The organism is Flavobacterium psychrotolerans, assembly GCF_003097635.1.
Lineage (GTDB): Bacteria > Bacteroidota > Bacteroidia > Flavobacteriales > Flavobacteriaceae > Flavobacterium > Flavobacterium psychrotolerans.
Map to the genome: position 1 here is coordinate 63,354 of NZ_QCZI01000005.1, position 26,003 is coordinate 89,356.

General features: G+C 33.6%; 30 protein-coding genes and 1 other RNA gene. 12 read left to right on the plus strand and 19 right to left on the minus strand.

Translation table 11 applies throughout. The annotated features are described in order from the left end of the window. Position 1: 1 nt before the first annotated feature. From DB895_RS05310 to rsfS, 3 genes are all read right to left on the minus strand, one after another. A complete protein-coding gene (locus DB895_RS05310; protein ID WP_116724330.1) occupies positions 2–604 on the minus strand; it encodes a lactate utilization protein B/C in 603 nt (200 codons plus the stop codon). 111 nt (positions 605–715) lie between these two features. Beyond that, complete coding sequence (gene ftsH, locus DB895_RS05315; RefSeq protein WP_116724331.1) at positions 716–2,650, minus strand: ATP-dependent zinc metalloprotease FtsH; 1,935 nt, start codon at positions 2,648–2,650, stop codon at positions 716–718. A 14-nt stretch (positions 2,651–2,664) separates the two neighbouring features. Further along, positions 2,665–3,036, minus strand: a complete 372-nt coding sequence (gene rsfS, locus DB895_RS05320) for a ribosome silencing factor (protein ID WP_116724332.1) — start codon at positions 3,034–3,036, stop codon at positions 2,665–2,667. A 95-nt stretch (positions 3,037–3,131) separates the two neighbouring features. Between rsfS and DB895_RS05325 the strand changes: the two genes are divergently transcribed. After that, positions 3,132–3,860 (plus strand): biotin--[acetyl-CoA-carboxylase] ligase, encoded by a 729-nt coding sequence (locus DB895_RS05325; protein WP_116724333.1) that lies wholly within the window; start codon positions 3,132–3,134, stop codon positions 3,858–3,860. 8 nt (positions 3,861–3,868) lie between these two features. Here the strand turns inward: DB895_RS05325 and DB895_RS14440 are convergent, their stop codons facing one another. From DB895_RS14440 to DB895_RS05345, 4 genes are all read right to left on the minus strand, one after another. Further along, positions 3,869–4,453, minus strand: a complete 585-nt coding sequence (locus tag DB895_RS14440; protein WP_243694631.1) for a DNA polymerase III subunit gamma/tau — start codon at positions 4,451–4,453, stop codon at positions 3,869–3,871. A 35-nt stretch (positions 4,454–4,488) separates the two neighbouring features. Further along, the gene (gene dnaX / locus DB895_RS05335; RefSeq protein WP_116724334.1) at positions 4,489–5,574 is read right to left on the minus strand and encodes a DNA polymerase III subunit gamma/tau; all 1,086 of its coding nucleotides are present in this window, start codon (positions 5,572–5,574) and stop codon (positions 4,489–4,491) included. 101 nt (positions 5,575–5,675) lie between these two features. After that, the gene (locus DB895_RS05340) at positions 5,676–6,800 is read right to left on the minus strand and encodes a class I SAM-dependent methyltransferase (protein WP_116724335.1); all 1,125 of its coding nucleotides are present in this window, start codon (positions 6,798–6,800) and stop codon (positions 5,676–5,678) included. Positions 6,801–6,879: 79 nt separating this feature from the next. After that, on the minus strand, positions 6,880–7,188 hold the full coding sequence (locus tag DB895_RS05345) for a hypothetical protein (protein ID WP_116724336.1): 309 nt from the start codon (positions 7,186–7,188) through the stop codon (positions 6,880–6,882). A gap of 121 nt (positions 7,189–7,309) precedes the next feature. Between DB895_RS05345 and rnpB the strand changes: the two genes are divergently transcribed. Continuing rightward, an RNA gene (rnpB, locus tag DB895_RS05350) (RNase P RNA component class A) lies at positions 7,310–7,622 on the plus strand. Positions 7,623–7,736: 114 nt separating this feature from the next. Here the strand turns inward: rnpB and DB895_RS05355 are convergent. From DB895_RS05355 to DB895_RS05365, 3 genes are all read right to left on the minus strand, one after another. Continuing rightward, positions 7,737–8,543 carry a transglutaminase-like domain-containing protein gene (locus DB895_RS05355; RefSeq protein ID WP_116724337.1) on the minus strand — a complete coding sequence of 269 codons (807 nt, stop codon included), beginning with the start codon at positions 8,541–8,543 and terminating at the stop codon, positions 7,737–7,739. Positions 8,544–8,615: 72 nt separating this feature from the next. Then, positions 8,616–9,200 (minus strand): RsmD family RNA methyltransferase, encoded by a 585-nt coding sequence (locus DB895_RS05360; RefSeq protein WP_116724338.1) that lies wholly within the window; start codon positions 9,198–9,200, stop codon positions 8,616–8,618. Further along, on the minus strand, positions 9,197–10,018 hold the full coding sequence (locus DB895_RS05365; protein WP_116724339.1) for a DUF3822 family protein: 822 nt from the start codon (positions 10,016–10,018) through the stop codon (positions 9,197–9,199). The genes DB895_RS05360 and DB895_RS05365 overlap by 4 nt, the downstream gene beginning before the upstream one ends. Positions 10,019–10,407: 389 nt before the next feature. Between DB895_RS05365 and DB895_RS05370 the strand changes: the two genes are divergently transcribed. Continuing rightward, positions 10,408–11,973, plus strand: coding sequence for a T9SS type A sorting domain-containing protein (locus DB895_RS05370; protein WP_116724340.1), 1,566 nt, complete (start codon positions 10,408–10,410; stop codon positions 11,971–11,973). An 87-nt stretch (positions 11,974–12,060) separates the two neighbouring features. Further along, positions 12,061–13,485, plus strand: coding sequence for an ATP-dependent DNA helicase (locus DB895_RS05375; RefSeq protein ID WP_116724341.1), 1,425 nt, complete (start codon positions 12,061–12,063; stop codon positions 13,483–13,485). On the opposite strand, the gene DB895_RS05380 is transcribed toward DB895_RS05375, so the two are convergent. After that, positions 13,482–13,844 (minus strand): winged helix-turn-helix transcriptional regulator, encoded by a 363-nt coding sequence (locus DB895_RS05380; protein WP_116724342.1) that lies wholly within the window; start codon positions 13,842–13,844, stop codon positions 13,482–13,484. The genes DB895_RS05375 and DB895_RS05380 overlap by 4 nt on opposite strands. 118 nt (positions 13,845–13,962) lie before the next feature. On the opposite strand from DB895_RS05380, the gene DB895_RS05385 reads away from it, so the two are divergent. The 6 genes from DB895_RS05385 to kdsB all read left to right on the plus strand — a co-directional run bounded on the left by DB895_RS05385 (position 13,963) and on the right by kdsB (position 18,586). Beyond that, positions 13,963–14,841: an SDR family oxidoreductase gene (locus DB895_RS05385; RefSeq protein WP_116724343.1), complete on the plus strand. Its 879-nt coding sequence runs from the start codon at positions 13,963–13,965 to the stop codon at positions 14,839–14,841. Between the two features lie 118 nt (positions 14,842–14,959). Next, positions 14,960–15,790: a 4,5-DOPA-extradiol-dioxygenase gene (gene ygiD, locus DB895_RS05390; protein WP_116724344.1), complete on the plus strand. Its 831-nt coding sequence runs from the start codon at positions 14,960–14,962 to the stop codon at positions 15,788–15,790. Between the two features lie 57 nt (positions 15,791–15,847). Then, entirely contained in the window at positions 15,848–16,786 is a 939-nt protein-coding gene (locus DB895_RS05395; protein ID WP_116724345.1) for a DUF5655 domain-containing protein, read from the plus strand. 28 nt (positions 16,787–16,814) lie between these two features. Continuing rightward, positions 16,815–16,946 (plus strand): hypothetical protein, encoded by a 132-nt coding sequence (locus DB895_RS14505; protein WP_262497399.1) that lies wholly within the window; start codon positions 16,815–16,817, stop codon positions 16,944–16,946. Between the two features lie 67 nt (positions 16,947–17,013). Further along, positions 17,014–17,817 (plus strand): KilA-N domain-containing protein, encoded by an 804-nt coding sequence (locus tag DB895_RS05405; RefSeq protein WP_116724346.1) that lies wholly within the window; start codon positions 17,014–17,016, stop codon positions 17,815–17,817. A 43-nt stretch (positions 17,818–17,860) separates the two neighbouring features. Then, positions 17,861–18,586, plus strand: a complete 726-nt coding sequence (gene kdsB / locus DB895_RS05410) for a 3-deoxy-manno-octulosonate cytidylyltransferase (protein ID WP_116724347.1) — start codon at positions 17,861–17,863, stop codon at positions 18,584–18,586. On the opposite strand, the gene DB895_RS05415 is transcribed toward kdsB, so the two are convergent. The 8 genes from DB895_RS05415 to DB895_RS05450 form a co-directional block, all read right to left on the minus strand. Further along, complete coding sequence (locus tag DB895_RS05415) at positions 18,578–19,309, minus strand: potassium channel family protein (protein WP_243694632.1); 732 nt, start codon at positions 19,307–19,309, stop codon at positions 18,578–18,580. The genes kdsB and DB895_RS05415 overlap by 9 nt on opposite strands. A gap of 83 nt (positions 19,310–19,392) precedes the next feature. After that, on the minus strand, positions 19,393–20,061 hold the full coding sequence (locus tag DB895_RS05420; protein ID WP_116724348.1) for a spermidine synthase: 669 nt from the start codon (positions 20,059–20,061) through the stop codon (positions 19,393–19,395). 392 nt (positions 20,062–20,453) lie between these two features. After that, positions 20,454–21,809: a YHYH protein gene (locus tag DB895_RS05425; RefSeq protein ID WP_116724459.1), complete on the minus strand. Its 1,356-nt coding sequence runs from the start codon at positions 21,807–21,809 to the stop codon at positions 20,454–20,456. A 73-nt stretch (positions 21,810–21,882) separates the two neighbouring features. After that, a complete protein-coding gene (locus tag DB895_RS05430; RefSeq protein ID WP_208012135.1) occupies positions 21,883–22,893 on the minus strand; it encodes a cytochrome-c peroxidase in 1,011 nt (336 codons plus the stop codon). Beyond that, entirely contained in the window at positions 22,890–23,594 is a 705-nt protein-coding gene (locus tag DB895_RS05435) for an MbnP family protein (RefSeq protein WP_116724350.1), read from the minus strand. The genes DB895_RS05430 and DB895_RS05435 overlap by 4 nt, the downstream gene beginning before the upstream one ends. Continuing rightward, positions 23,587–24,054, minus strand: a complete 468-nt coding sequence (locus DB895_RS05440) for a periplasmic heavy metal sensor (RefSeq protein ID WP_116724351.1) — start codon at positions 24,052–24,054, stop codon at positions 23,587–23,589. The genes DB895_RS05435 and DB895_RS05440 overlap by 8 nt, the downstream gene beginning before the upstream one ends. 3 nt (positions 24,055–24,057) lie before the next feature. Beyond that, positions 24,058–24,324 (minus strand): hypothetical protein, encoded by a 267-nt coding sequence (locus DB895_RS05445; RefSeq protein WP_116724352.1) that lies wholly within the window; start codon positions 24,322–24,324, stop codon positions 24,058–24,060. A 20-nt stretch (positions 24,325–24,344) separates the two neighbouring features. After that, on the minus strand, positions 24,345–24,890 hold the full coding sequence (locus DB895_RS05450) for an RNA polymerase sigma factor (RefSeq protein WP_116724353.1): 546 nt from the start codon (positions 24,888–24,890) through the stop codon (positions 24,345–24,347). 144 nt (positions 24,891–25,034) lie between these two features. On the opposite strand from DB895_RS05450, the gene fabG reads away from it, so the two are divergent. Both fabG and DB895_RS14365 read left to right on the plus strand, forming a co-directional pair. After that, positions 25,035–25,781 carry a 3-oxoacyl-[acyl-carrier-protein] reductase gene (fabG, locus tag DB895_RS05455; protein WP_116724354.1) on the plus strand — a complete coding sequence of 249 codons (747 nt, stop codon included), beginning with the start codon at positions 25,035–25,037 and terminating at the stop codon, positions 25,779–25,781. Between the two features lie 8 nt (positions 25,782–25,789). After that, positions 25,790–25,999: a GldL-related protein gene (locus tag DB895_RS14365; RefSeq protein WP_208012137.1), complete on the plus strand. Its 210-nt coding sequence runs from the start codon at positions 25,790–25,792 to the stop codon at positions 25,997–25,999. Positions 26,000–26,003 lie beyond the last annotated feature (4 nt).

A 26,003-nucleotide genomic window follows, 5' to 3' on the forward strand; every position in this document is an offset into this window, starting at 1 on the left:
TTTAAAGATCTTCTAGAAGCAATAAGTAAAGATTTTTTGCGACGCTTCCGTACTGTAAAAAGTCTTCTTCTTTCGCTTTTTCAAAATATTTTATAGTGGTTATGTTGGTAGGATAATCTTTATTGTACTTCATTTTAATTTTTCGAAGTCCATCACTTTTACTTTCTATTATTTGGCTTGTTGTCGCTAAGACAACAATGTTAACAGGCATTTCATTAGGCTTATTTTGTTTGATTTGATTTGATGAAAACAAAATCGAACCTTCATCTGCAATTAGATTTTCGCAACTTGCCAGTAGAAATTTGGGGTTTTTAGGATCATTATAAGAAAGCTTGTTTTCATCCAGCATGCTAAACAACTTTGGTTCATAGCATAAAACTTCGCTCTCAAACCAATCATTTTCTTCTAATATATGTTCAAAATGATCTTTTACTTCATTCAAATTTTCACAATAAAGAAATTTACCACCATTTCTTTTAAAATTAAAAGTGAATTTTTCATCGGCTGGCGCAGAATGATTCGCTTGTACACTATTTAAATCACTTTCCTTTTCCTCTTCAGAGGATTCGTTACCAGAACCAAAAAATTTCCTAAAAAGACTCATAATGTATATTCAATCGATTAAAATGTTTTTTGAAAACATCCAAAGGTAAAAAAATCTTAATTCAAAAGCATTTTTTGAATTAAGATTTTTATAAAATTGTTATTTTTGTATTTAAAGTGAAGTTTCCTCTTGCAAATTAGAGTCAAATTTACGTTTGCCAAAAATAGCTTCCAAGTCATCCTTAAAAATTACTTCTTTTTCTATCAGAATATTGGCCAGTTGATTTAACTTGTCTTTATTTTCTTCTAGAATTTGAATTGCTCTTTCATATTGGCTTTCTATTAATGACGAAATTTCTTTGTCAATAACCATTGCAGTATTTTCTGAATACGGTTTAGAAAAACTGTATTCGCTTTGTCCTGTAGAATCATAATAGGTAACATTTCCTATTTTTTCATTTAAGCCATAAATGGTAACCATAGCACGGGCTTGTTTGGTCACTTTTTCTAAGTCACTCAAAGCACCGGTAGAAATTCGATTGAAAGTTACTTTCTCTGCAGCTCTTCCTCCCATGGTGGCACACATTTCGTCCAACATTTGGTCAGGACGAACAATGAGTCGTTCTTCAGGCAAATACCATGCAGCACCAAGACTTTGTCCTCTAGGCACAATAGTAACTTTTACTAAAGGTGCGGCATGTTCCAACATCCAACTTACTGTGGCGTGTCCTGCCTCATGAATCGCGATTGCTTTCTTTTCGTCTGGTGTTACGATTTTATTTTTCTTTTCTAATCCCCCTACAATTCGGTCAACTGCATCAAGGAAATCTTGTTTATCCACGGCTGTTTTATTGTGTCTGGCGGCAATTAACGCAGCTTCATTACAAACATTAGCTATGTCAGCACCTGAAAAACCGGGTGTTTGTTTGGCTAAAAAATCGGTATCCAATCCTTCCACTTTTTTTAAAGGAGCTAAATGCACTTCAAAAATTTCTTTTCGTTCACGAATATCCGGTAAGTCAACAAAAATTTGTCTGTCAAAACGGCCGGCACGCATCAAGGCTTTGTCTAAAACGTCGGCACGGTTGGTTGCGGCAAGGACAATTACATTTGAATTGGTTCCGAAGCCATCCATTTCTGTTAGCAATTGATTCAACGTATTTTCACGTTCATCATTTCCGCCAGACATGTTGCTTTTTCCTCTCGCTCTACCTACAGCATCAATCTCATCAATAAAGATAATAGCAGGAGATTTTTCTTTAGCCTGTTTGAATAAATCTCTCACACGAGAAGCACCAACACCTACAAACATTTCCACAAAATCTGATCCAGATAAGGAAAAAAATGGAACTTGTGCTTCACCAGCAACAGCTTTAGCTAATAAAGTTTTTCCAGTTCCAGGAGGGCCTACTAATAGAGCTCCTTTTGGGATTTTACCTCCTAAGTTGGTATATTTTTCGGGATTTTTCAAGAATTCTACAATTTCTTGTATTTCCTCTTTTGCGCCTTCCAATCCGGCAACATCTTTAAAAGTAGTTTTAATATCTGTTTTTTCATCAAAAAGTTTGGCTTTTGATTTCCCGATATTAAAGATCTGACCGCCTCCGCCACCTCCAGCACCGCCACCCATTCTTCTCATGATGAAAATCCAAATCCCCACAATGATTAATATTGGCAAAAGGCTGATTAGAATATCCGTCCAATTGTTTTTTTCCGAAAAATTGTAATCCTTTAATTTTCCCTCAGCAACTGCAGTTTCCAGTTTCTTTTGAAAAACATCGACGCTACCTACTTTAAAAATATAATGAGGCCCTTTAGTGTTAGGGCGATTCAATAAATCTTTAGCAACCGCTTTGTGGTAGGGTTCTTTTAGGGCAGCGGCTGTCAAATAGACTTCTGCTTCTTTACTGTTGTAAACAATAACTTTTTGTACGTCCCCTTTTTCTAAAAAGATATTAAATTTAGAAGTTTCTATATTTGCCGCTTCCTGAAAATTGGAGCCACCAGTAAAAACACTGATGAAAATGAAAATAAGAATTATTGCTCCATAGATAACCCATGGACTCACTTTTAATTTATTTGAATTCGGTTTATTATCGTTGGCCATTATTTTGTATTTCTTTAGTATTTATTTTCAATAGTTGTGATTTTAGCATCACCCCAAAGACTTTCGATGTTATAGTACTCACGAATGTGTTTCTGAAAAACATGTACTACAATATTTACATAGTCCATAAGAACCCATTCCGCATTATCGGATCCTTCTACATGCCATGGTTTATCTTTGATTGCTTTTGAAACTGTTTTTTGAACGGAGTTAACAATAGCGTTAACTTGTGTATTTGAATTCCCGTTACAGATGATGAAATAGTCGCAAGATGCATTATCTATTTCGCGTAAATCTAAAATATCAATATCATTTCCTTTTACTTCTTCAATCCCCTTAATAATGTTAGCTAGTAAAACATCATTATTTATTGCCTTTTTTGCCATTTATTTTTTTAGTGTAAGTTTGCAAAGTTACCATTTTTTGTGATTATTTTTGAACCTTAACATAACATTAAATTCTGTTTCACAAATTATTTCCCATGAAAGTTATCAAACTCGATGCCATAGATTCTACAAATAAATTCCTGAAGGGTTTATTGAACTCACAAACAGTGGGAAATTATACGGTGGTAACCGCAGAAAATCAAACGCAGGGTAAGGGACAGATGGGTTCTGTATGGAGTTCTGAAATTGGTAAAAATCTAATAATGAGTATTTTAATTAAGGATTTTCTCTTGGATGTTAGTGCGCTTTTTAATCTTAACATTGTGGTATCTCTGGCGGTAATTCAGGCCTTAGACGAATGGAATATTCCTAAATTAAGTATCAAATGGCCCAACGACATTATGTCAGACCAAAAAAAAATAGGTGGAATTTTGATAGAAAACAGCATCAAAAGTGATGGAACCATTATTTCTGTCGTGGGTTTAGGACTAAATGTCAATCAAACTAATTTTGAAAACTTACCAAAAGCATCTTCTCTAGCAGTTGTTTGCAACATCTATTTTGAAAAAGAAGAATTACTTTCTTCGATTGTAGAAAAAATAATAAAAAATGTCCAATTATGGGACAATCAAGCCGATTTAATGTGGTTAAATTATACTGACATGCTTTTTAAGAGGGGGATTCCAATGCCATTTCAAGATAAAAACGAACAAAAATTTATGGGAATTATTCAAGGAGTTTCGCCCATTGGCAGACTACAAATTCTTTTGGAAGATGATACGGTTTCAGAATTTGAAATAAAGGAAATGGAAATGTTGTATTAATTGCTTAATTAAAATTCCAAGCCAAAAGTGGTTTTCAAAAGTTCAATGTTTGGATTTATTTCGTAAAGTCGGTTGTAAACGTCTGTAGGATTATTAGATTTACGTATCACCAATGTTTCATTGACAATCACTTTTATAGTGATGTCATGATTGTGTAAATGGCCTTTTAAATGTCCTAGCAGTCCGTTCATCTCGGTTTCAAAATCAATCTTTGAACCTTCATTTGGCAATTCAAGAGTGATGGCTGTTCCGTTTAAAGTTGGGTCGTTAATCGATAGTAACGATTCCATAATTTTAAACCCTTTGTCTCCCAGTTTTTGAGCATATTTATTCCAATGCAATAGCATATCAGTTTCATTAAAAGGTTCGGTAGGTAAATGAACCGTTTCTTTCACAAAAGTTTTGTTGGATTCTTGTAATTCTCTTTTTGCACGAATACTGGCTAGCGAAAGAGCGGAAACTTTTGTTTCGGTAGAAGTGGAGACTGGTGCAATTGGAGTTATAGCTACTTCTTGCTCTGCAACATAATCAACAGTGTTTTTTAATAAGGCAAGGGCTGGAATATCAACTATTTCAGGTGAAGTTACTGCCATTTCCAGAACGCGACCGTAGAAATTTTTGGCTGGAATTATATAGCCGTCAACTTTTTTTTTTCTCCATCAAAAGTGATAGAGGCCAATTGCATCAAGCAAAGTTCCACTAGTAATCGTTGGTTTTGGGAAACTTTATATTTCAAATCGCAATCATTTGCAATTTCAATTCCTTTCAACAGAAAATCTTGGGATGCTTTTTGTGCTTGCAATCCGTATAATTTTTGTGCTTGTTCGCCCGCTTCTAATAAGGATAAGGTAGAAGGCGTTTTACTTACTAATAAATCCCTGAAATGAGAAGCTAATCCGGAAACAAAATGATGACCATCAAAACCTTTAGAAAGAATATCATTGTAAGCCATTAATAATTCCGGAATTTTATTTTCCAGAATCAAATCCGTTACATTAATATAAGTTTCATAATCCAGCACATTTAGATTTTCGGTAACAGCCTGACGTGTCAAATCTTTTCCACAATAGGAAACGACCCTGTCAAAAATAGACAGCGCATCACGCATGGCCCCATCAGCCTTTTGGGCAATAATGTGTAAAGCATCATCTTCAAAATTTACCCCTTGGCTTGTGGCAACTTCGGCAAGATGTTCTTTAGCATCTTTTACGGTAATTCTCTTGAAGTCAAATATTTGGCAACGAGAAAGTATCGTTGGAATAATCTTGTGTTTTTCGGTCGTAGCCAATATAAAAATGGCGTGTTTTGGCGGTTCTTCCAACGTTTTTAGGAAAGCATTAAAAGCAGCCGAAGACAACATGTGAACCTCATCTATAATATAAACCTTAAATTGTCCGGTTTGTGGCGGGATACGAACCTGATCAATCAAATTCCGAATATCATCAACCGAATTGTTTGAAGCGGCATCCAATTCAAAAACATTGAAAGCAAAATCTTCATTAGGGTCGTCATAACCGGGTTGGTTAATTTTTCGGGCTAGAATTCTGGCACAAGTTGTTTTTCCAACACCACGAGGCCCTGTAAATAATAGGGCAGAAGCCAAATGATTGGTTTCTATGGCATTCAGCAACGTATTGGTAATGGCTTGTTGCCCCACAACATCTTTAAATGTTTGCGGACGATATTTACGAGCCGATACTACAAATTGTTCCATGAAATTTTATTGGATGACAAATATAGGTAATGGGATTATATTATGAAAACGATACTTTGTTTAATTCTGAGTATTTATGATATTGATAAGTAAAAGAGCACTTAATTTTTTAGAAATGAACCAGTTCCGGATGTATTCAAAAATTTCAATCCCAAAAGGGAATGTTTTGGAATTCCTTTTTGTTGTATCAATACTTTAAATTTCATTCCCATATCTATCAATAGTCTGTAATTCATAAGTGATTCATGCATTGCCATTTGTAAATTTCCCCGATTATTTTTTAAGGCCAATTCTTGATATTCTTTAATACCAAGAGCCAATAAGAAATTAGCTTGTTCCACCATTCCGCAGCATTCCATTCCGGATTGTAAACCCCAGTAAGATAGAGCGGAAAAATTGGTGTGTGTCGTGATGTCTTGTTCCCCAATAAATTGATACGGATTGCTGTTTTTGTGATGTTTGTTGTAGCACAAGAGTGTTCCGGAACTCCTGTGATTTTTGTATAAATCGGATGATAAACCACCATAGTCTATGGTAATTACGTAGCCTTTGTGTAAGGATTTCGCAACATCTCTTATCCATGAAACGGCTTCCAGATTTACTTCGGTTCGAAATCCCTTGGGTAACTGAACATGCAATGTGTCAAAATAATCCACGAGTTCCTTTTTTGCAGGTTTCAAAACTTCAACAAAACTGTCTTTGTAATCCACAAAAACTTCCATTAATTGGTCTTCCATAATTACCTGATGAACCGAAAAATTATCGACTAACTCATTTGATATGATACAACCGTCAATTTCAGGAATGTCATGAATTGTAGCATACCAACTTACTTTTTCTGATAAATGTTTCTTTTGCATTTCCAGCATGCTGGTGCTCTTTTCAATAATACAATAGGTTAGGTTATCATATAGTGACGGAGTATTATTTTTTAGATAATCTAAAATATCGTGACATAACAAACCTGTTCCTGCACCATATTCAATAATTTTAAATGGTTTTTTGTCTAAAAGCTGCCACATTTCCTCGATTTGGCGTCCAATCATGGCTCCGAAAGAAGCAGAAAGATAGGCACTGGTATAAAAATCGCCATTCGCTCCAATCTTGTTTTGCAAAGAATTATAATATCCTAATTCGGGATAATACAAAACCATTTCCATAAAATCATGAAAAGATAAAGGGCCTTCTGTTCTGATTCGCTCTATTACTATTTCGGAAAGCAACATTAGATTTATGAATTAAATCAAGGTAGCCGTTTATTTCTTGGTTGTAACAAAAAAGGGAAGGAATTGTTCAAACAATAGGCTAGATTTCACATCTATCACTACCTTCATTACATAATTTTGCCAAAACGCGTGCAGCACCACTATCTGAATTTGCCGAGAAGCCAGCTACAAAAACTCCTTTTTCACCGGAATTGGAAGTTATGCCATAAACCACGGCTTCATCACCAGGATCTGAATCTCCTTCATAGCGATAGATGTGTTCTACTTCGTATTTATGAGGGTTTGATTTAATATCTTCTTCATGAAGATTAAAATCATAAGAAAAGCCTTTTTTCTTTAATTCATCTAAGGCTTCCGAAACGGTTGTGTAATGATATATTGGTTTCATGATTATTTGAAGATAAGTTGCTTATAATAAAGTTAACTATTTTATTTTTAAGTTATTATAAAAATCTTGTTAAAGTAAATGAACTAATGTTGACAACGGGTGATTAATGTTGTAATTTCGCGCCGCAGACCGCCTTATCGTCCCGCTTCAGTTGGGGAGGAAAGTCCGGACACCATAGAGAAGCATAGCGGGTAATGCCCGTCATCCCGAGCAATCAGGAGAGGACAAGTGCAACAGAAAGTATGTACAGGTAATGCTGTAGTGAAACCAGGTAAACTCTATGCGGTGAAATTTCAAGTATATCGGCATTTAAGGGCTTCTCGTCCGTTGTCGAAGGGTAGAAAGATGGAGTACGTGAGTAATTGCGTGCCTAGATAAATGATAAGGCCACGCTCAAGCGTGGACAGAATCCGGCTTATAGGTCTGCTTTTTTTAAAATTCAAAAATTTTATATTAATCCAACTATATTCGAATGCTTTCTATAGCAATTTGAGGTTAAGCAGGTTTTATTGAAATTTCTTCAGACCGTCAACAATTTAAGAATGTCACTATTCATTCAAATGGGAATCAATAATAGCGCACTGTATGTTCATGTTGGTGCAAATTGTATTTCCAAAATAACTGGCAACCGCAACCTCTGAAGCATCTTTTCCTTCGGCAATTTTTACTAATAGATTATTGGTAGATAGTTGGGTTGGATCAAAAAGAATCCAATTTCCGGAGATATAGGCTTCAAAACATGCGTGAAAATCAGGTGGGTTTAAATTATAGGCATATCCTGTAAAATAGCGTGCTGGAATGTCTAATGACCTGCACAAGGCAATGCCCAAATGTGAAAAATCTTTGCAAACACCGTGTTTTAGATTCAAAATGTCATAAGCAGAAATGCTTGAATCTGTGGAGCCTATTTTATATTGTATGGTACTAAATATCCAGTTGTTTATGGCAAGTACTTTATCGTAATTGTTGGTCAAATGCCCGAATTTATCATTTGAAAAATCCGATAATTTATCTGACTCACAATATCTGCTGGGCGAAATAAAGGGAAGTACCTCTGGATCAAGATCAATTATTGGAGTAGATTGTCGAAGCGTTTCTTTGTTCCTGATTTTTTGAATAACAGCTACCTCGGCTTGATAGGTTATTGTAAATGAAGTTTCGGCTTTTGCTACCAACTTTAGGAATCGTGTACTATTATTTTTTAATAGGAATTCCTCAAACTTAATTTCAGGAATTATGGTCAATGATTCTTGAATAATTGTTTGGCTAGCGGATTTTGCTGCCTGTATATTAAAAATAAAAGTGGTTTCAGAAAAAACCTCGTAGGATAATTGACCGAATACTTTAAATTTCATCTGATATGTAAACATTTATTAGTTAATCCGGAAGTTTGTTATTCTATATTCTAAAGTTGAATTTAAGGATGCTTACTCTTCTTCTCCATCATCTTCAATAATTTCATCCTCTTGATTTTTATTGATTTCAAAAAAAGAGAAAATTGAACCGCCGTAACTCTTCTTGAACGAAAAATGAATCAAATGGTCGAGCTTGGTATATTTAGAATGTTCAATAATCATCATGCCATCTTCTTCCAGTAAATCATTTTCAAAGACGGACAAGACAATCGCATCAAATATTTTTTGCTCGAATGCATAAGGAGGATCGGCAAAAATAATGTTGTATTTGGCTTTGCATTTTTCGATATATTTCAAGACATCACTTTTAATGGCAGCAATATTAAAATCATATTCTGATGCAGTTTGCTTGATGAATTTCACGCAGCCAAAATCGCCATCTATGCTAGTGATGTTATCGCTTCCGCGGGATGCAAATTCATAACTGATATTTCCCGTTCCCGAAAACAAATCCAGCACTTTTAACCCATTGAAATCAAAATGATTATTCAATACATTAAATAAGGCTTCCTTACTCATATCGGTTGTTGGCCGAACAGGGAGATTTCTGGGTGGTGAAATGCGTCTTCCTTTGAATTTTCCGGATATGATTCTCATGATTGAAAAAGTGTAAAATGCTTTAAGTTCTCTTCTTTAGAAAAGGAATTGTTTTTTTGTAAATCAGTGACATCAAACAAGGACACGTTCCGGATATATTTGTAGGCAATTTTAAAAAATGCGTCGTCTTCAGCAATAGTACCTAGGAATTCTAGATTAAAATTCTCAGGATTCATATTCAATTGTTCTGCCGTAAAAAGCAAGTAGTAAATTAAATCTTCGGGAGTTTTATAATCAAAAGAATTGAATAAGAGTAAACGTTGATTTTGGACCACCACAACCTCAAAATGATCGGAATTCATGTGAACAAACATCTTTTTAGCATCTACATTTTTTGATACATCTAAAAGTTTAGTGACTAAAATGGTATTGGCGTGCTTGTAGGTAAAAGATCCGAACTCGTCTACAAAAAAATTATTGATGTTCACATATGGAATGTAAACGGCATTCATTTGATAGGAAGGGATTTCATTATAGGCAAAAAAATCGGTTTCGAAGACCTTGGTGTTGAATTGCAAATAACTGCCTAGATACTGCTCATCAAAGAGGGCGGAAGGCACAAATGTAGAAAGGGTATTGTCGTGTAGAATTAGAATTTCGTCGTATGAATCACTTAATTCTGGATTTTCATTGATGGCTTTTGTAAATAAATCTTCAATTGAAACTAGCTTATTGGAAGTGTCAAAACGAATGTCTCTGAAGCACAGGATACTGTGATTCAAGGTGTCAAAACAACAAAAAGAAAATCCAACCAATGAGACTTGAACCGTCAGTTTTTTGTATTTTTTTTCGGTAATGTTGGCAATATTAACTAACATAGGGTATTTTGCTCATTCATAAAAACTAATAAAAAAGGGATTGCGACAAACTTACAAATTTTTTAAAGGAGTATAATTTTTAGGAGGAAAAACTTCACTGTCCGAACTCACAAATAACACAACAACATCAAGTTTGATATGTAAGGACGTAAAAGTTGTTGTCATATGGGGTCAAATTTGATATTTAGCACCTGATTGCGTAAAAAAATGAACTGTGAGTAATTTTAATTTTGTCTAAACTCATTTTAGAGATCATTACGAGCGCAACACAGGGAAACGTGACATTTGTTATGGATTAAAATTTACAAAGCTATTTCAACAAACATTAATCAGAAAAGTCCTTGTTGAACAGCCATTTTTAATACATTTACAATCTAAAATACTTTTTTATGAAAAAGTTTTACTTTTTATTCTTGGGTTTGTTTTTGTGTAGTGTTGTTCATACACAGATTATTAATATTCCTGATGCAAATTTTAAAACTAGGTTGTTGCAAGCAAGTTCTAGTAATCAAATTGCTACGAATTTATTAGGAAATTATTTTAAAATTGATGCTAATAATGATGGCGAGATTCAAATTGTTGAGGCTTTGAATGTTGATTTTTTATATGTGGACGGTAATGGGAGTTCAAATTTAATAACTTCCTTAGAAGGAATTTTGAGTTTCACAAATCTTAGGCAATTGTCTTGTGGCGATAATAAACTTACCTCGATAGATTTAAAGGGATTGAAATATCTAAGTGTCATCAATTGTGAAAAAAATCAACTCTCGTTATTGGATCTAGGCGGATTATCTTATTTAAGTTCTCTTAAATGTAGTTATAATCAAATTTCTACTTTAGATTTAAGTGGATTTTCTTATTTACAAACCCTTAAATGTAGTCATAATCAAATTTCTAACTTAGATTTAAAGGGATTAATAAATTTTAGAGAGTTAGACTGCCAATTTAATTCTATGACGTCATTAGATATTACTGGTTTACAAAATCTTAATTTTTTATTGTGTGCTAATAATCAATTATCCAAATTAAATTTAGATGGTTTGACGAATCTTATTGAGTTACATTGTAATAGTAATCAACTATCTATATTAAATTTAGATGGTTTGACAAATCTTAGTAGGTTAGATTGTTATGATAATCAACTACAGTCATTAAATATGGACGGGCTAACCAAACTTTCGTTTTTAGAATGTGAATCTAATCAACTTAAATCATTAAATATGAATGGCTTAGTTAATCTTAAATATTTAGTTTGTGCTCAAAATAAAATTACAGTATTAAATTTAAAAGGTTTGACGAATCTAATTGAGTTAGGTTGTAATAACAATGAACTTACTTCATTGAATGTTTCAGGATTATCTAATCTAAAAAGCATATTTTGTTATGAAAATCAACTTTCTTCATTAGATTTAAGTGATTTGGTAAGTCTTGAGAATTTGGTTTGTAGAAATAATTTACTTACCATTTTAGATGTAAGCGCTTCACCTCATCTTTCTATATTAGAATGTGAAAATAACCAATTAAATAATTTATTTATTAAAAATAGTATAAATGAGTCTGCAACTGAAAATTTAGATTTTTCTAATAATCCAAATTTACGCCATATATGCTGCGATGAAATGGAGATTACCGATGTTCAATATTTAATTAAGAAGTATGGTTATACAAATTGTATCGTGAATTCTTCTTGTTCCTTAAATAATCAAAATTTCAAATTTGAAAATTACATAAATTTATATCCAAATCCAGCAAGAAACACCTTGAACATTGGCGTTGAAGAACAAACAGAAGTAACGTCCATCGCAATTTATACCATTTTAGGACAGTTGGTATTAGTGAATCCTAATTTACAAAAAGTTACTACTGTGGATATTTCGGGTTTAAAAACCGGAAATTATTTTATAAAAGTCAACTCCGATAAAGGAAGCGCGAATGCAAAGTTTATAAAGGAGTGAACGCATTTTATCCTGACAGGTTTTAAAACTCCGTCAGGTAAAATAATACTAAAAAACTTTCCGTACTTTGCAGTAAAATAAGCCCAAATGAATTCCAGTCTGTTTTATAGAATATTAACTAGAAATTTCCCGTTTCAACCTACCTATAAACAGGATGTTTTTTTTCAGCAAATAGCGGAATTCATTACCAATGAGGATAACAACGAGATTTTTGTGTTAAAAGGCTATGCGGGAACCGGAAAAACGACCGTGATTTCTACGATTGTTAACAATCTGGCTGAAATTAACAAAAAGTATGTGTTGCTGGCGCCTACTGGACGTGCGGCAAAAGTGATTGCTAATTATTCCCATAAACCTGCATTTACCATTCATAAAAAGATTTATTTTCCCAAGAAAAACTCGGGAGGTGGCGTGAGTTTTACTTTGCAGCAAAACAAACATAAAAATACGTTTTTCATTGTTGATGAAGCATCAATGATTTCTGATACAAATTCTGAGAGCAAACTATATGAAAATGGTTCTTTGCTCGATGATTTGATTTCTTATATCTATTCGGGAACCAATTGTAAAATGATTTTACTAGGCGATACCGCTCAATTGCCCCCCGTAAATTTGGATATTTCACCAGCCTTGAATATTGATACTTTGGGGATGAATTATGACAAGGAAGTCAAACACATCGAATTGGATGAGGTCATGCGTCAGGAAGAAAATTCGGGGATTTTATTTAATGCCACCGAACTTCGGGAAATACTAAAGGAACATTTTATCGATACGTTTCAATTTAGTTTAAGAGGTTTTAAAGATATTGTTCGGCTTACAGATGGCTACGATATTCAGGATGCCATTAATTCGGCCTACAGTAATTATAGCATTGAGGACACGGCGTTTATCGTGCGTTCCAACAAAAGGGCGAATCAGTACAATCAGCAAATTCGGTCTAAAATATTAGATAAAGAGAGTGAACTTTCCACAGGCGATTATTTGATGGTCGTAAAAAACAATTATTTCTGGTTGAAAGATTCGGATGAAGCTGGTTTTATTGCCAATGGCGATATTATAGAAGTGTTGGAAATATTCAATATAAAGGAATTATATGGTTTTAAATTTGCCAATGTAAAAATACGAATGGTGGATTATCCTACCCAGAAACCGTTTGAAACCGTATTGCTGTTAGACACCATCACCAGCGAATCTCCATCTTTATCTTATGAGGAATCCAATCGATTGTATGAGGAGGTGATGAAAGATTATGAAAGCGAAACCACAAAATACAAGAAGTTCCAAAAAGTAAAAGAAAACGAGTATTTCAACGGCTTGCAGGTCAAATTTTCGTATGCCATAACGTGTCACAAATCGCAGGGAGGACAATGGAATACGGTTTTTATAGAACAGCCGTATTTGCCTAACGGAATTGATAAAGATTATGTGCGGTGGTTGTACACGGCAATCACACGTGCAAAAGATAAATTGTATTTGATAGGATTCAAAGATGAGAATTTTGTGGACTAACTTCCTGAAAGAACAGCTTCTCTATGTTGTAAACCCCATTCTAACATTTTATCTAAAACATCACTCAAGGATTTTGCTGAATCTGTTAATTCATATTCTACTGAAATAGGAATAGTATCATAAACCGTGCGTTTAACCATTCCATTCATTTCTAAATCTTTCAATTCTTTTGATAACATTCGAGGTGTGATTTTCGGAATGTTGCGTTGTATTTCTGTAAAGCGTCTTTTTTTGAACAGTAAAGAACCGATAATTGGTAATTTCCATTTTCCGTTAATAACATTCAAAGTGTCATTTACTGCCAATACAAACTGAATAGGGCAGGCTTTTATTTCCTTAAAACTAATTTTATCGTCCATTGATATTTGATTTCATTGTTACTATACTAAAGGATATCGATATACTTTAGTATACTACTATATTTTAAGTAGCAAATATAGTTAACTTTGAACTATTAATAATATTAAATTTAAAATAATGGATACAAAAATTTTAGTTACTGGTGCAACAGGGAATTTTGGAAAAACTACAATCGATTTTTTATTGAAAAAAGGAATCGCAGCAACAAATATTTCAGCTTTAGTTAGAGATGAATCAAAAGCAGAAGATTTAAAAGTAAAAGGCATTACAATAAAAGTAGGTGATTATGATAATTATGATTCTTTGCTAGCTGCCTTTCAGGGTGTTGATAAATTATTGCTGGTTTCGGGAACAGATTTAGTAAATCGAGGCAAACAACAATTGAATGCAGTTAAAGCGGCTAAAGAAGCAGGAGTAAAACATATTTTATATACCAGTTTTGAACGCAAAAATGAATCTGAAACTTCGCCCATAGCATTTTTGGCAAAATCACATATTGATACCGACAATGCTATCAAAGCAAGTGGAATGACTTTTACCATTTTCAGAAATAATTTATATTTGGAGGTGTTGCCAATGTTTTTTGGAGAACAAGTATTAGAAACTGGAATCTTTTTCCCGGCAGGGGATACCGCTGCGGCTTATGTTTCACGAAATGATTTAGCAGAAGCGGTAGCCAATGTATTGGTTTCTGAAAATAATGAAAGTAAAGAATATGCGATGAATAATGTTGAAAATTATTCGATGAAAAATAGTGCGGATATTTTGAGTAAAATAACCAATACCGCGGTAAATTACACAAGTCCTAGTCCTGAAGTTTATTCGGATGTCTTAACAAAAGCAGGTGTTCCGGGAGAATATGTTGGAATGTTTGTCGGTTTTGCAGCAGCAATACAACAAGGTGAATTTTATGCGAATTCAACTGATTTAGAAAATTTATTGGGCAGAAAACCAGTTTCATTGGAAGATTTCTTGAATCAAGTGTACACAAAATAAAAGCAATACAATCAAGATTAGAAAAACGGACAATTTTATTTGTTCGTTTTTTTATTAATTGAAGACCTGAACGGAAAAGATTTTTTACATTTAAGAATTATTTAGACATTTACATTTTATGAATACTTTAAACGATTTACATAAAATTTCAGGCACTTTTTTGAACACCGAAAAAATGCCTGTTTTATTTCTGGGACACGGTAGCCCGATGAACGCCATTGAGGAAAATCAGTTTGTGACAGGTTTCAGAAACTTAGCCAAAACCTTGCCGCAGCCGAATGCTATTTTATGTATTTCGGCACACTGGTTTACTAGGGGAACCAAGGTAACGGCAATGGAAATGCCTCGGACAATCCATGATTTTGGAGGTTTTCCTCAAGCTTTGTTTGACGTGCAATATCCAGCCAAAGGAAGTCTGCAACTAGCCATAGAAACCAAAGAATTATTACAGCCAGTAGAAGTAGAGCTAGACGAAAAATGGGGGTTGGACCACGGTGCTTGGAGTGTCATTAAACATTTATATCCCGAGGCCAATGTCCCAGTAATACAAATGAGTATTGATTACACCAAATCTGGGCAATATCATTTTGAATTAGCCCAAAAACTAAGTGCATTGCGCCATAAAGGGATCCTGATTATTGGCAGCGGGAATATCGTGCACAATTTGGGATTGGTAGATTTCCGTAATTTCGACAAGGACAATTATGGGTACGATTGGGCGATTGAAGTTAAGGAAACCGTAAACAAAAATTTAGTTGACGGCAATTTCCAACCGCTTATAGACTACGAAAAACAAAGCAAGGCATTTCAATTGGCAATCCCTACGCCAGAGCATTATTTACCTTTAATTTATACCTTGGGACTCAAAGGAAAAACCGAAGAACTGAGTTTGTTTAATGACAAATTATTGGCGGGGTCGTTGAGTATGACCTCGGTGAGGATAGTGTAGGTTGGTTTTGTGGGAATAATGGTTATATTTGAGGGATTAAAAAAAAAGTCAAAATAAATGGCAATATTTGAGATAGAAAAAGGAAAAGCAAAACGAGTTCGATTAAGTGAATTTAAACTTGAAAAAGACCTTCAGCGATTAATTGAAGAAAATATGGAAATCATATTTAATTGTCGATTAATTGCAACTGAATTTTCTACAGGAAACATTCACTCTGGGCGTATTGATTCCTTAGCAATTTCGGAAGATTTTAATCCTGTAATTATAGAATACAAAAAAGTAGCATCATCCGATTTAATTAATCAAAGTCTATATTATTTGCATTGGATTAGAGACCACAAAGGAGATTTTCAGGTTGCAGCAAATAAAGTTTTAGGACAAAATATTGAAGTGGATTGGTCTGATATTCGCGTAATTTGCATTGCTCCAGAATATAAAAAATATGACTTACACGCAGTTCAGGTAATGGGAGCAAATATTGAACTTTGGCAATATAAATTATATGAAAATGATATTCTAAATATTGAAGAAATTTACAAACGAACAAATACAACTTCAAGAGAATTAGATGATTATAATGAAAAAAATCCTGTAATGGTTGAAGCAGGAAAAAAAGCTGCTATTACACGAAAAAATGCAGTTTATACAATTGAAGAACATTTTGATAATCTTGACAAAAGTTTAGTAGATTTATTTAATACTGTTCGAGACTATATTACTTCATTAGATAGTTCAATAGAAGAACTACCAAAGAAAAATTACATTGCATATAAGACTAGTCAGAACTTTGTTTGTCTTCAAACTTACAAGAAAAAACTAACTCTTTATTTGAAACTGAATCCAGATGAAGTGAAACCTATGCCAACACAATGTAGAGATGTTAGAAATATTGGACATTATGGAACAGGAGAATTTGAATTGATTATTAAAGACTTACTAGATTTAGAAGAAACAAAGTTCTTGATAAATGAAGCTTACAAGAATATTGGCGGGTGAGATTATTCTCTTTTCCTAATTAACATTTATGAAACAAATCCATTCCAATAATTCAGATTTCATTCTTTATACTTCCCAAAATGGAGAGGTTCGAGTTGATGTTTTTGTAAATGATGAAACGGTTTGGTTAACCCAAAAAGCTATTGGCGAAGAAAGTTAAAGAGAATTCAGTATGTGTAATAATTGCACATACTGGCTATTATTATAAGGATTACAAATAACTAATTATGGCTAAAATTAAAGTTATAGATACCGAGGTTACCATAGTATTAATCAATGACAATGATTATATTTCTATTACAGACATTGCAAAACACAAAACTGATGATACGAGTGCGACCATTGGAAATTGGATGCGAAATAGAAATACATTAGAGTTTTTAGGACTTTGGGAAACATTATATAATCCAAGTTTTAAACCCCTCGAATTCGAGGGGTTTAAAAAAGAAGCTGGTTTGAATGCCTTTACAATGTCTCCACAAAAATGGATAAATACAACCGACTCCATTGGTTTTATTTCAAAATCAGGTAGATACGGTGGGACATTTGCTCATAAGGATATTGCCTTTAAATTTGCCAGTTGGATTTCGGTTGAGTTTGAACTCTACATACTTAAAGAATTCCAGCGTTTAAAAGAAGAAGAACAAAAACATATAGGCTGGTCGGCGCACAGGGAATTAACAAAAATAAATTATCACATACATACTGATGCAATAAAACATAATTTGATACCCAAAGCTCTTACTGCTTTTCAAATTTCGATGGTTTATGCTAATGAAGCCGATGTGTTGAATATGGCTTTGTTTGGGATAATTGCTAAACAATGGCGAGAACAAAATCCTGATTTGAAAGGGAATATTAGAGATTATGCCTCAATAAATGAACTCATCTGTTTGTCAAATCTTGAAAACTTAAATGCTCTTTTTATCAACGAAAATTTACCACAAAAAGAACGATTAGTAAAACTCAATCAAATAGCTATACAACAGATGGGTATATTGAAAGAGGTAGAAAATAAAAAATTAACATAAAACTTTGCGACTTAGCACCTTTGTGGCAAAACAAACATACAAAATGAAAATAATAGCAGTCATTCCCGCCCGATACGCTTCCACACGATTTCCTGCAAAACTCATGCAGGATTTGGGAGGCAAAACGATAATTTTAAGAACCTACGAAGCCGCCATAAAAACGCAATTGTTTGATGATGTTTTTGTGGTAACCGATTCTGATTTGATTTATGATGAAATCGTTTCCCATGGAGGTAAAGCCATCAGAAGCATCAAGGAACACGAATCAGGGAGCGACAGAATTGCCGAAGCCATAGAACACTTGGATGTGGATATCGTGATTAATGTGCAGGGAGACGAACCATTTATCGATGCGGAACCTCTGGCAAAAGTCATTGAGGTTTTTAGAAACGATGCTGCAAAACAAGTTGATTTAGCTTCTTTGATGCGCGAAATAAAAGACGAAAACGAAATAAATAACCCCAATAATGTCAAAGTGGTGGTAGACCAAAACGGATTTGCGTTGTATTTTTCTCGTTCTGTAATTCCGTATCCAAGAGATAAAAACGTAGGTGTTCGCTATTTTCAGCATATTGGGATTTATGCTTTCAGGAAACAAGCTTTGCTGGATTTTTACAGTTTGCCTATGAAATCATTGGAAGCATCCGAAAAACTGGAACAATTGCGTTATCTGGAATATGGAAAACGAATCAAGATGGTAGAAACAACGCATGTTGGAATTGGGATTGACACCCCAGAAGATTTAGAAAAGGCGAGGAAGTTATTGTAGATTTTTTTTATTTTCTTTTTCAAAATAACCTTTGCCTTTTATTTTGTTGGAGAAAAAATTCAAAAACACCACCACAAAAAACAAAAACAGTAAAGCTTGTGTACTGACTAAAATTTTCCCGATGGTTGTGATGGGGTAAAAATCACCATATCCGATGGAAGAAGAGGTAATGATGCTGAAATACACAGCATCAAACCAATTACCAAAAGGTTTGTTTAAATAATTGTCGCAAGAATATAAAACGGCAAAAGCAAAAACGATTTCGATATAATTATAGAAAAGCAATAAGATTGACCTTTTATAGGAACGTGGTTTTGTGAATAAATCAGAAGCGAAAATTAATGTTGGAATATATAAGACCGTTTCTAGTAGTAAGTAAATCATAAGCAAAATCACGAAACTGTTTTGCTCCCAATTATTTATTAAAATCAATAATGGGAAAGAAACTTTGAGCAAAATATATAGATCCAAAGCTAAATCTTGGTATTCACTTCCTTTTAGATTTGCTAGATATTTAATATAAATACCCGGGAAAAACAATTGTGAGGACGAAAGAAACAATCGGGTAATTTTTTCTAAACCGTTATCATCCTGATGGTCGTTATTCCATATTGATTTGATGTTTTGAATTCGTTTTTGCAGGGGGTTGAACTTTGGGTCTTCAACTGTAGAAACGTTTCCCAACAATAGCTTGGCGATGATATATTTCAGTTTTTTCAGCATGAGAAAAGAATTTTATACCAAAGCTAATTTACGAAAAAAAACACCTATTTTTCTTACTTCAGGGAATAATAATGGACTGAATTTTATTTTCCCAATTTTTCAACAACAATCAATTCATTGTGCTGTTCAATCCTCGGAATTTTTTTTACCAAGTAGTGTTTGGTATTGAATTGAGAGCAATAATTTTGGTTTCGTTCATTATGGCTTTCATTCAAAATCATGGTATTAAAAAGCATAAATCCATTCTTTTGCATTAAAAAACCGACACGGTCAATAAAATACGATTCAAACAGAAAGTTAGGCATCACCGTATCTTGAAAAACATCAATGATAATTAGGTCATAGCTGTCTTTGGTTTTAAATACAAATTCAAAAGCATCATCAATCTTAATTTCCAGATTGGGAATTGCATTGAGATTAAAATAGTCATTGGCAATAGTGATGATTTCGGGATCAATTTCTACCCCTGTAATTTTTCCTTGATAACGAATCTCATCGACCAGAGTTTTTATAACGCTCCCGCCAGCTACCCCAAGAACTAAAATGTGTTCCATGGAAACGATTTTGTCAAAACCAATATTCTGTAAGCCTTTTCTCAATATACGTTGTAAACTTCCGTAAGAATAGTTTGTGTTTTTACTGTCTAATACCAATTCTCCATTGGCCCATGTAATTTCTAACGATTGGCTAATTCTGGATTTTTGTTTAAAAATATTCATGGGAATAAGGTAACTAAACAGTTTTTTGAACATTTTGGTTTTTTTAAGGCAATGTAAGTTTGTTACTTATTATATTGGCATCATAATGGCAAAAATACAAAATTAGGAATAAAATTAAAGTTACAATTTCTTCAAAAACATGCCCATTGGGAATTAAATAAAATCGATTAATAATGATTTTAAAAGTCTTTGAGTGTTGGGAATCTTAAATTTTAAAAAAATAAATTCCGTTGGCATAAATTGAAACCGGAATTGTAAAATCTGACGTTATAAATACATTCGGATTTTCTTAAACCAGATGATAAACTTTGCGGATCTGTATAGTGATTATTTGATAAATTCAAGTTTTTATTCCACATCCAATGGTAAGGCTAATTTGCTCTGCATTAAACATGATAAAATCATAAGTGGATTGTGGATGCGGTTTATTTCTGTATAAAAATTTTATAAGTTTTTACCATAGTATTATTTGAAATTTTTAGGAAGTAAATTCCATTGTATAAAGTGTCGGTTTCAAAATGGCAAATAGTGCTTCCTTGCAAGAAAGATTTCGTGGCAACAATTCGGCCTCGCTCGTCTATTAATTCTGCGTTTAAGTTATTCATAATCATTTCACTGGATTGAATCGCAATCAAATCGGATGCAGGGTTGGGATAGATTTTGAATTCTAAATTATCAAAGTCAAAATTAGAGGTACTCAAAACGGGACTATATGTCGTGGTTGTTTCTGTTACAGCGCTTGTTAATTTTGAAGCTACTTTTGTTCCGTAAAATGTAGGTCCCACTACATAAGGATATGTAGAATTATAATTGGAATCAACAGTACAAAAATAGGCATAAGTGCCATTTGGATATTCAGGAGTGACACAAAAACGACCATTGTGAATATCCAAATAATCAGAAGCGGCATTTGCAGTAAATTGATAATCTTCTTTATACATTCCAAGGGGAAAATTGATGCTTACTGTTGGTCCGGATGCAACTGCTATTCCCGTATAATAAGTAGTTCTAGTAGCGATGTTTCTCAAACTAAAACCTGATTTGATTCGGGTTATTCCTCCGGTGCCATCCACATTTTTGTAGCCAAAAGCTCCGTAAATAGGGTAGCCATCATAAGCAAAACCTAAAAGGGGAGAATGTTGTGCAGGATTAATTACATACAAACCATCGGCTAAATATAAATTACATATATTAGAAATTACTTTCAAATCTAAATTAAAAGCACTTGGGTTTTGATGGTGGTGGTAATTTGTTCCCGCGGGATGTCCCTTTGCACAGTCAAATCCCGTTTTTTCATAAAGAACAGCATCCCGATTCCAAACCCCATCTCCAGTCCCTCCCGAAGGACCACCGGCATTTAATCCTGTTGATGACTTGTAAGAAACGCCATCGCGATAGTCAAATAAAGCCACGCCATTTATAAAGACTCCAATATTCCCCCCCGTAGTCGGTGTTGATGTTCCCGTATTGGGTGTGGGTGTTAATGGAAACTTGAAAATCGCATTTTGTGTTCCGGCAAGATTAGGATTCCCATCTAGAAAAGGCCCCGTAACATAGGATGGAATGCCATTTGTACTCACATACACATATTGGGCTGAATATTGAACTTTTTGGACATTGGCCAAAGTGGCGTCAGCAATTGGGGTTGAATTTCCAGAAACGTAATGCCTCCCTGTTATTGAAGTAGTGTTTCTTAACCAAGAAGTTATTGCTGGGTTGGTTTGTGCCATTGAGGAATTCCACAGTGAAATTATTCCTAAGAAGAACAATGTTTTTTTCATAGATTTAGGGTTTATAGGTTGTATTATTTGATTAGACGAAAAACAAAGTTTTTTCTTGCGTTTGATTTTAAAATTATTCTTTTGGAAATGAAAATCGTTTATCGAAAAGGAATTCATTATCGGTTAAAGTCTTTAAAAAGGCAACTAAATCGACTCGGTCATTGTCGGATAAATTCATTGGTTTTGCTAATTCCTTGGGTAGGTTTCTAACATTTTCAGTTGAATTGTAGTGCTTTATTACTTCGGTCAATGTTTTAAATCTTCCGTCATGCATGTAAGGGAACGTAAATTGGATGTTTCTCAATGTGGGAACCTTAAATCGTAAATAATCCTCTTTTTTATCGGTAATTTTCATTCTTCCCAAATCATTTATTGTGGTGTCGGTTGCCAATCCGTTATTCTCAAATTTTTCACTGGTAAAAAGGGGCTCATTGTGGCAAGAAACGCAATTGGTTTTAAATAAATGATACCCTTTTTGTTCTTGATCGGTAAATATGGCTTCTTTTCGAATCACTTTATCGTATTTCGAATTAGAAGAAATGAGTAGCAATTCAAATTGCGTTAAAGCTTTTAATATGCGTTGCCCCGTTATTTTAGAATCGCCGTAAGCATTTTCAAATAACCGTTGGTATTTGTCACTTTTTTGCAGTTTTTTGACCACATGTTCTAGCGTTTCATCCATTTCTACCGGATTTGTAATGGGGTTTAGGGGTTGAACCTCTAAATGATTGATGCCACCGTCCCACATAAAGCTTTTGCTCCAAGCCAAATTCATCAAAGCCATCGAATTTCTTGTGCCAATTTTCCCGTCAATTCCATGGCTTAAACTGTGGTCAACATGAGTAAATCCTGTAGCTTGTAAATGGCAACTTGCACATGAAATGGTATTGTCTCTGGATAAGATGGGGTCGTAAAACAAATTCCGGCCCAATTGAAATCCCTCTTCTGTTAAAGGGTTTTTAGAAAAATCATAATGGGGTTTTGGCCAACTTTTAGGCCTTTTAAAGTAGATGGGATTCGTTTCTTTTATAGCGAATGCCAAAGAGACTAAAATTCCGAAAAGAACAATATATTTTGATTTCATTTTGATTCTATTTGGAACATTTTTACACTAAAATCGGCAATTTCCATGGCTTGCTTTCCTGGAATCATAATACTGTTCGTTTTAGATAGAGCGAGTTCAGAAAACAGGGTTGCGATATCAACATCAATTGCAATATTTGATGTTATTGCTCGTGGTTCTAAAATGACTGTTCGCATCGAATAATGGGGTTTTAAATACCCTCCAATATGAAATTGAAATTCGTTTTCTCGAGTATTACAACTGGAACTTTTTCCTTCTATCTTCATATTGATATAACCACTTTGCCATGCCCAATACATTCCTTTAGTTGGATCCAAATCACCCTGTAAAGCCCCGGAAACACTCGTTAAACTATCAATGCCTATTGTAAAAGAAATTTTTTCAATGGCACGTTTGTTCATTTTATTTATAGGAATTTGCAAAGAGTTTTGGTTTTCTATATCGATTAAATGGTAGCTATCACGTTGATTGTATATTGATTTATCTACATATTGAATCGAAATATTGGAGAGATAAAATTTAAATACTTCGATTTGTAAAGTGTCTTTCCTTTCAGAGACATATTTTTCATCTAGTTTTAAATCCTGTTTTCCAAATTTTAGATGAAGGTCAATAATTAAAGAATCCTTTTCTTTTTGGGCAACAGTTACTTGAAAGAAAAGGATACTAAAAATAAAACAAATCGATATTTTTTTAATCACGTTTGGGAGGTCTTTGTTTTTGTGAAAATATTTTAGAAAGTTCCATTGTCAAAGTATTGTAATCTTTTATTTGATCCCTTCTACATATTTTTTTTATGTCTTCAAAATGCTTAAAATGAGTAGCTTCAATCTCTTTTTGATAGTTTGCTAAAATGGTAATCAAATTGTTTTTTTCGGTCTCATCAACGGCTTCTTTTTGTAATAAAGTGTATAAATCCTGTTTGGTTTCCCTAATTTGAGCTTCTAAATCAGTAATTCGTCCTCGATGCCAATGAATGATCTGTCCGTATTGTTCTTGTTGTTTTTTATCAAAATGCAATTTTTCAACAATAATCTCCTGTGGTCTCTTATGGTTTTGCTCATTACCTTTAGGAGGATTAATAAATAAAAGGCTCAGCGTGGTCAAGTTGAGCAACAAAAGCCCAATGACGGCAAATGTTAATAGTTTAATCTTGTCCATAATTTAATAAAGTTGATTGGTTTTAGACATAAAAGATGCAAGTAGTTCGGTTTGTTCACTAGATTTATTTGATTTTACCAATATTAATTTTATATTCAATGAAAGTAAAATAATAAATGATGCTGCCGTAACCCAAATCCATTGACTCGAAATGATGGTTTTCCTATTAATTCTATTTTCAATTTTAGAAAACAACGAGTCATCGGGAACCACTTTCATCATTCCGTTAGCGCTATTTAAAACTTCGTTTATCCAGTTTTCGGTTTCCATATTAGTTTAGACGAGATTAATTATTTTTTCTTGCGGCATTCCTCAAATTTAACTGCTAATTTTTCTTTAAGGGTAGTTTTTGCCCTGAAAATCAGTGATTCTATTGATGATATACTCAGTTGCATAATTTCTGATATTTCGGTATTGCTTAACCCGTCAATTTTAGAAAGGATAAATGCTGTTTTTTGATTTTCGGTTAACTCATTGATAACACCAAACAGAATTTTGGATTTTTCTTTGTTTTCTAATATGATTCCGGGATGTTCAAAAGAGGAAATATTTAGAATTTCAAAATCAGATTTTGACTTTTTCCCAAAAACGAAAAAACGTTTTTGGCTATTTTTATGTTTTATGGAGTCTAAACATTTATTAATTGTGATTCTATAAATCCAGGTTTTTAAAGAGGATTTGCTGTTGAATTTATCTAAAGATTCATGGAGTTGAACAAATACATCTTGAGTGATTTCTTCAGCATCTTCTATGTTTTGTAAATAATGAAGCGAAACGTTGTAGACCAATATTTTATATTGGTTGTAAACGGCTTTAAAATCGCTTTTATTTATCATTTTGGGAAATTAAGATAAATTTTAGACTTAACAACTTTTGTAGGGTTTAATTGAATTTCAAATTTTTTTTAAAACCGTATTTATTATATATTTGGCGTGCTTTAAAAAAGTAATATTAGCCTCAAAAAAATAAATGATACATATATGAAATTACTAGAAGGAAAAGTAGCAATAATTACTGGCGCGAGTCGCGGAATAGGTAAGGGAGTTGCAGAAGTTTTTGCAAAAAACGGAGCAAATATCGCTTTTACTTACAGTTCATCTGTAGAATCTGCCTTGGCTCTTGAAAACGAATTGAACGCTTTAGGAATTAAAGCAAAAGGATACCAAAGCAATGCTGCCGATTATAATGAAGCACAAACTTTTGTGGAAGCAGTTTTGGCTGAATTTGGCACTGTAGATATACTAATTAATAACGCCGGAATCACAAAAGACAATCTGTTAATGCGAATGTCTGAAGAGGATTTTGACAAAGTGATTGATGTGAATTTGAAATCGGTATTTAATATGACAAAGGCCATTCAGAAAACATTTTTGAAAAAACGTGCGGGTTCTATCATCAATATGAGTAGCGTAGTAGGAGTGAAGGGAAATGCAGGACAAACCAATTATGCTGCGTCTAAGGCAGGAGTTATTGGGTTTACAAAATCAGTTGCTTTAGAATTAGGCTCTAGAAATATTCGTTGTAATGCTATTGCGCCGGGATTTATTGAAACAGAAATGACTGCAAAACTAAATGATGACGTGGTACAAGGATGGAGAGATTCTATTCCGTTAAAACGTGGAGGAACTACCGAAGATGTTGCTAATGCCTGTTTGTTTTTTGCATCAGATATGAGCGCGTATGTTACGGGTCAAGTTATGAATGTTGATGGTGGAATGTTGACTTAAAATTAATTATGAAAAATAAATATCTTATTGCAATTTTTATTTTCAGTATGATTTTAACATTTTTTGGGGCTTTATTGAAAATTATGCATTTTGAATTTGGAGGAATCACAGGAAATTTAGTTTTAACAATAGGAATGTTGCTAGAAGCAATTAGTTTATTTATGATTATTATAAAATTGATTTCAAGTAAAAAAGTAAATGAATTTCTAAATAAATAAAATT

What these genes read in the sequence shown, in the direction of transcription:
- DB895_RS05310 (WP_116724330.1), bottom strand. Translation starts at nt 604, where the DNA reads ATGAGTCTTTTTAGGAAATTTTTTGGTTCTGGTAACGAATCCTCTGAA.
- ftsH (WP_116724331.1), bottom strand. Translation starts at nt 2,650, where the DNA reads ATGGCCAACGATAATAAACCGAATTCAAATAAATTAAAAGTGAGTCCA.
- rsfS (WP_116724332.1), bottom strand. Translation starts at nt 3,036, where the DNA reads ATGGCAAAAAAGGCAATAAATAATGATGTTTTACTAGCTAACATTATT.
- DB895_RS05325 (WP_116724333.1), top strand. Translation starts at nt 3,132, where the DNA reads ATGAAAGTTATCAAACTCGATGCCATAGATTCTACAAATAAATTCCTG.
- DB895_RS14440 (WP_243694631.1), bottom strand. Translation starts at nt 4,453, where the DNA reads ATGGCAGTAACTTCACCTGAAATAGTTGATATTCCAGCCCTTGCCTTA.
- dnaX (WP_116724334.1), bottom strand. Translation starts at nt 5,574, where the DNA reads ATGGAACAATTTGTAGTATCGGCTCGTAAATATCGTCCGCAAACATTT.
- DB895_RS05340 (WP_116724335.1), bottom strand. Translation starts at nt 6,800, where the DNA reads ATGTTGCTTTCCGAAATAGTAATAGAGCGAATCAGAACAGAAGGCCCT.
- DB895_RS05345 (WP_116724336.1), bottom strand. Translation starts at nt 7,188, where the DNA reads ATGAAACCAATATATCATTACACAACCGTTTCGGAAGCCTTAGATGAA.
- DB895_RS05355 (WP_116724337.1), bottom strand. Translation starts at nt 8,543, where the DNA reads ATGAAATTTAAAGTATTCGGTCAATTATCCTACGAGGTTTTTTCTGAA.
- DB895_RS05360 (WP_116724338.1), bottom strand. Translation starts at nt 9,200, where the DNA reads ATGAGAATCATATCCGGAAAATTCAAAGGAAGACGCATTTCACCACCC.
- DB895_RS05365 (WP_116724339.1), bottom strand. Translation starts at nt 10,018, where the DNA reads ATGTTAGTTAATATTGCCAACATTACCGAAAAAAAATACAAAAAACTG.
- DB895_RS05370 (WP_116724340.1), top strand. Translation starts at nt 10,408, where the DNA reads ATGAAAAAGTTTTACTTTTTATTCTTGGGTTTGTTTTTGTGTAGTGTT.
- DB895_RS05375 (WP_116724341.1), top strand. Translation starts at nt 12,061, where the DNA reads ATGAATTCCAGTCTGTTTTATAGAATATTAACTAGAAATTTCCCGTTT.
- DB895_RS05380 (WP_116724342.1), bottom strand. Translation starts at nt 13,844, where the DNA reads ATGGACGATAAAATTAGTTTTAAGGAAATAAAAGCCTGCCCTATTCAG.
- DB895_RS05385 (WP_116724343.1), top strand. Translation starts at nt 13,963, where the DNA reads ATGGATACAAAAATTTTAGTTACTGGTGCAACAGGGAATTTTGGAAAA.
- ygiD (WP_116724344.1), top strand. Translation starts at nt 14,960, where the DNA reads ATGAATACTTTAAACGATTTACATAAAATTTCAGGCACTTTTTTGAAC.
- DB895_RS05395 (WP_116724345.1), top strand. Translation starts at nt 15,848, where the DNA reads ATGGCAATATTTGAGATAGAAAAAGGAAAAGCAAAACGAGTTCGATTA.
- DB895_RS14505 (WP_262497399.1), top strand. Translation starts at nt 16,815, where the DNA reads ATGAAACAAATCCATTCCAATAATTCAGATTTCATTCTTTATACTTCC.
- DB895_RS05405 (WP_116724346.1), top strand. Translation starts at nt 17,014, where the DNA reads ATGGCTAAAATTAAAGTTATAGATACCGAGGTTACCATAGTATTAATC.
- kdsB (WP_116724347.1), top strand. Translation starts at nt 17,861, where the DNA reads ATGAAAATAATAGCAGTCATTCCCGCCCGATACGCTTCCACACGATTT.
- DB895_RS05415 (WP_243694632.1), bottom strand. Translation starts at nt 19,309, where the DNA reads ATGCTGAAAAAACTGAAATATATCATCGCCAAGCTATTGTTGGGAAAC.
- DB895_RS05420 (WP_116724348.1), bottom strand. Translation starts at nt 20,061, where the DNA reads ATGTTCAAAAAACTGTTTAGTTACCTTATTCCCATGAATATTTTTAAA.
- DB895_RS05425 (WP_116724459.1), bottom strand. Translation starts at nt 21,809, where the DNA reads ATGAAAAAAACATTGTTCTTCTTAGGAATAATTTCACTGTGGAATTCC.
- DB895_RS05430 (WP_208012135.1), bottom strand. Translation starts at nt 22,893, where the DNA reads ATGAAATCAAAATATATTGTTCTTTTCGGAATTTTAGTCTCTTTGGCA.
- DB895_RS05440 (WP_116724351.1), bottom strand. Translation starts at nt 24,054, where the DNA reads ATGGACAAGATTAAACTATTAACATTTGCCGTCATTGGGCTTTTGTTG.
- DB895_RS05445 (WP_116724352.1), bottom strand. Translation starts at nt 24,324, where the DNA reads ATGGAAACCGAAAACTGGATAAACGAAGTTTTAAATAGCGCTAACGGA.
- DB895_RS05450 (WP_116724353.1), bottom strand. Translation starts at nt 24,890, where the DNA reads ATGATAAATAAAAGCGATTTTAAAGCCGTTTACAACCAATATAAAATA.
- fabG (WP_116724354.1), top strand. Translation starts at nt 25,035, where the DNA reads ATGAAATTACTAGAAGGAAAAGTAGCAATAATTACTGGCGCGAGTCGC.
- DB895_RS14365 (WP_208012137.1), top strand. Translation starts at nt 25,790, where the DNA reads ATGAAAAATAAATATCTTATTGCAATTTTTATTTTCAGTATGATTTTA.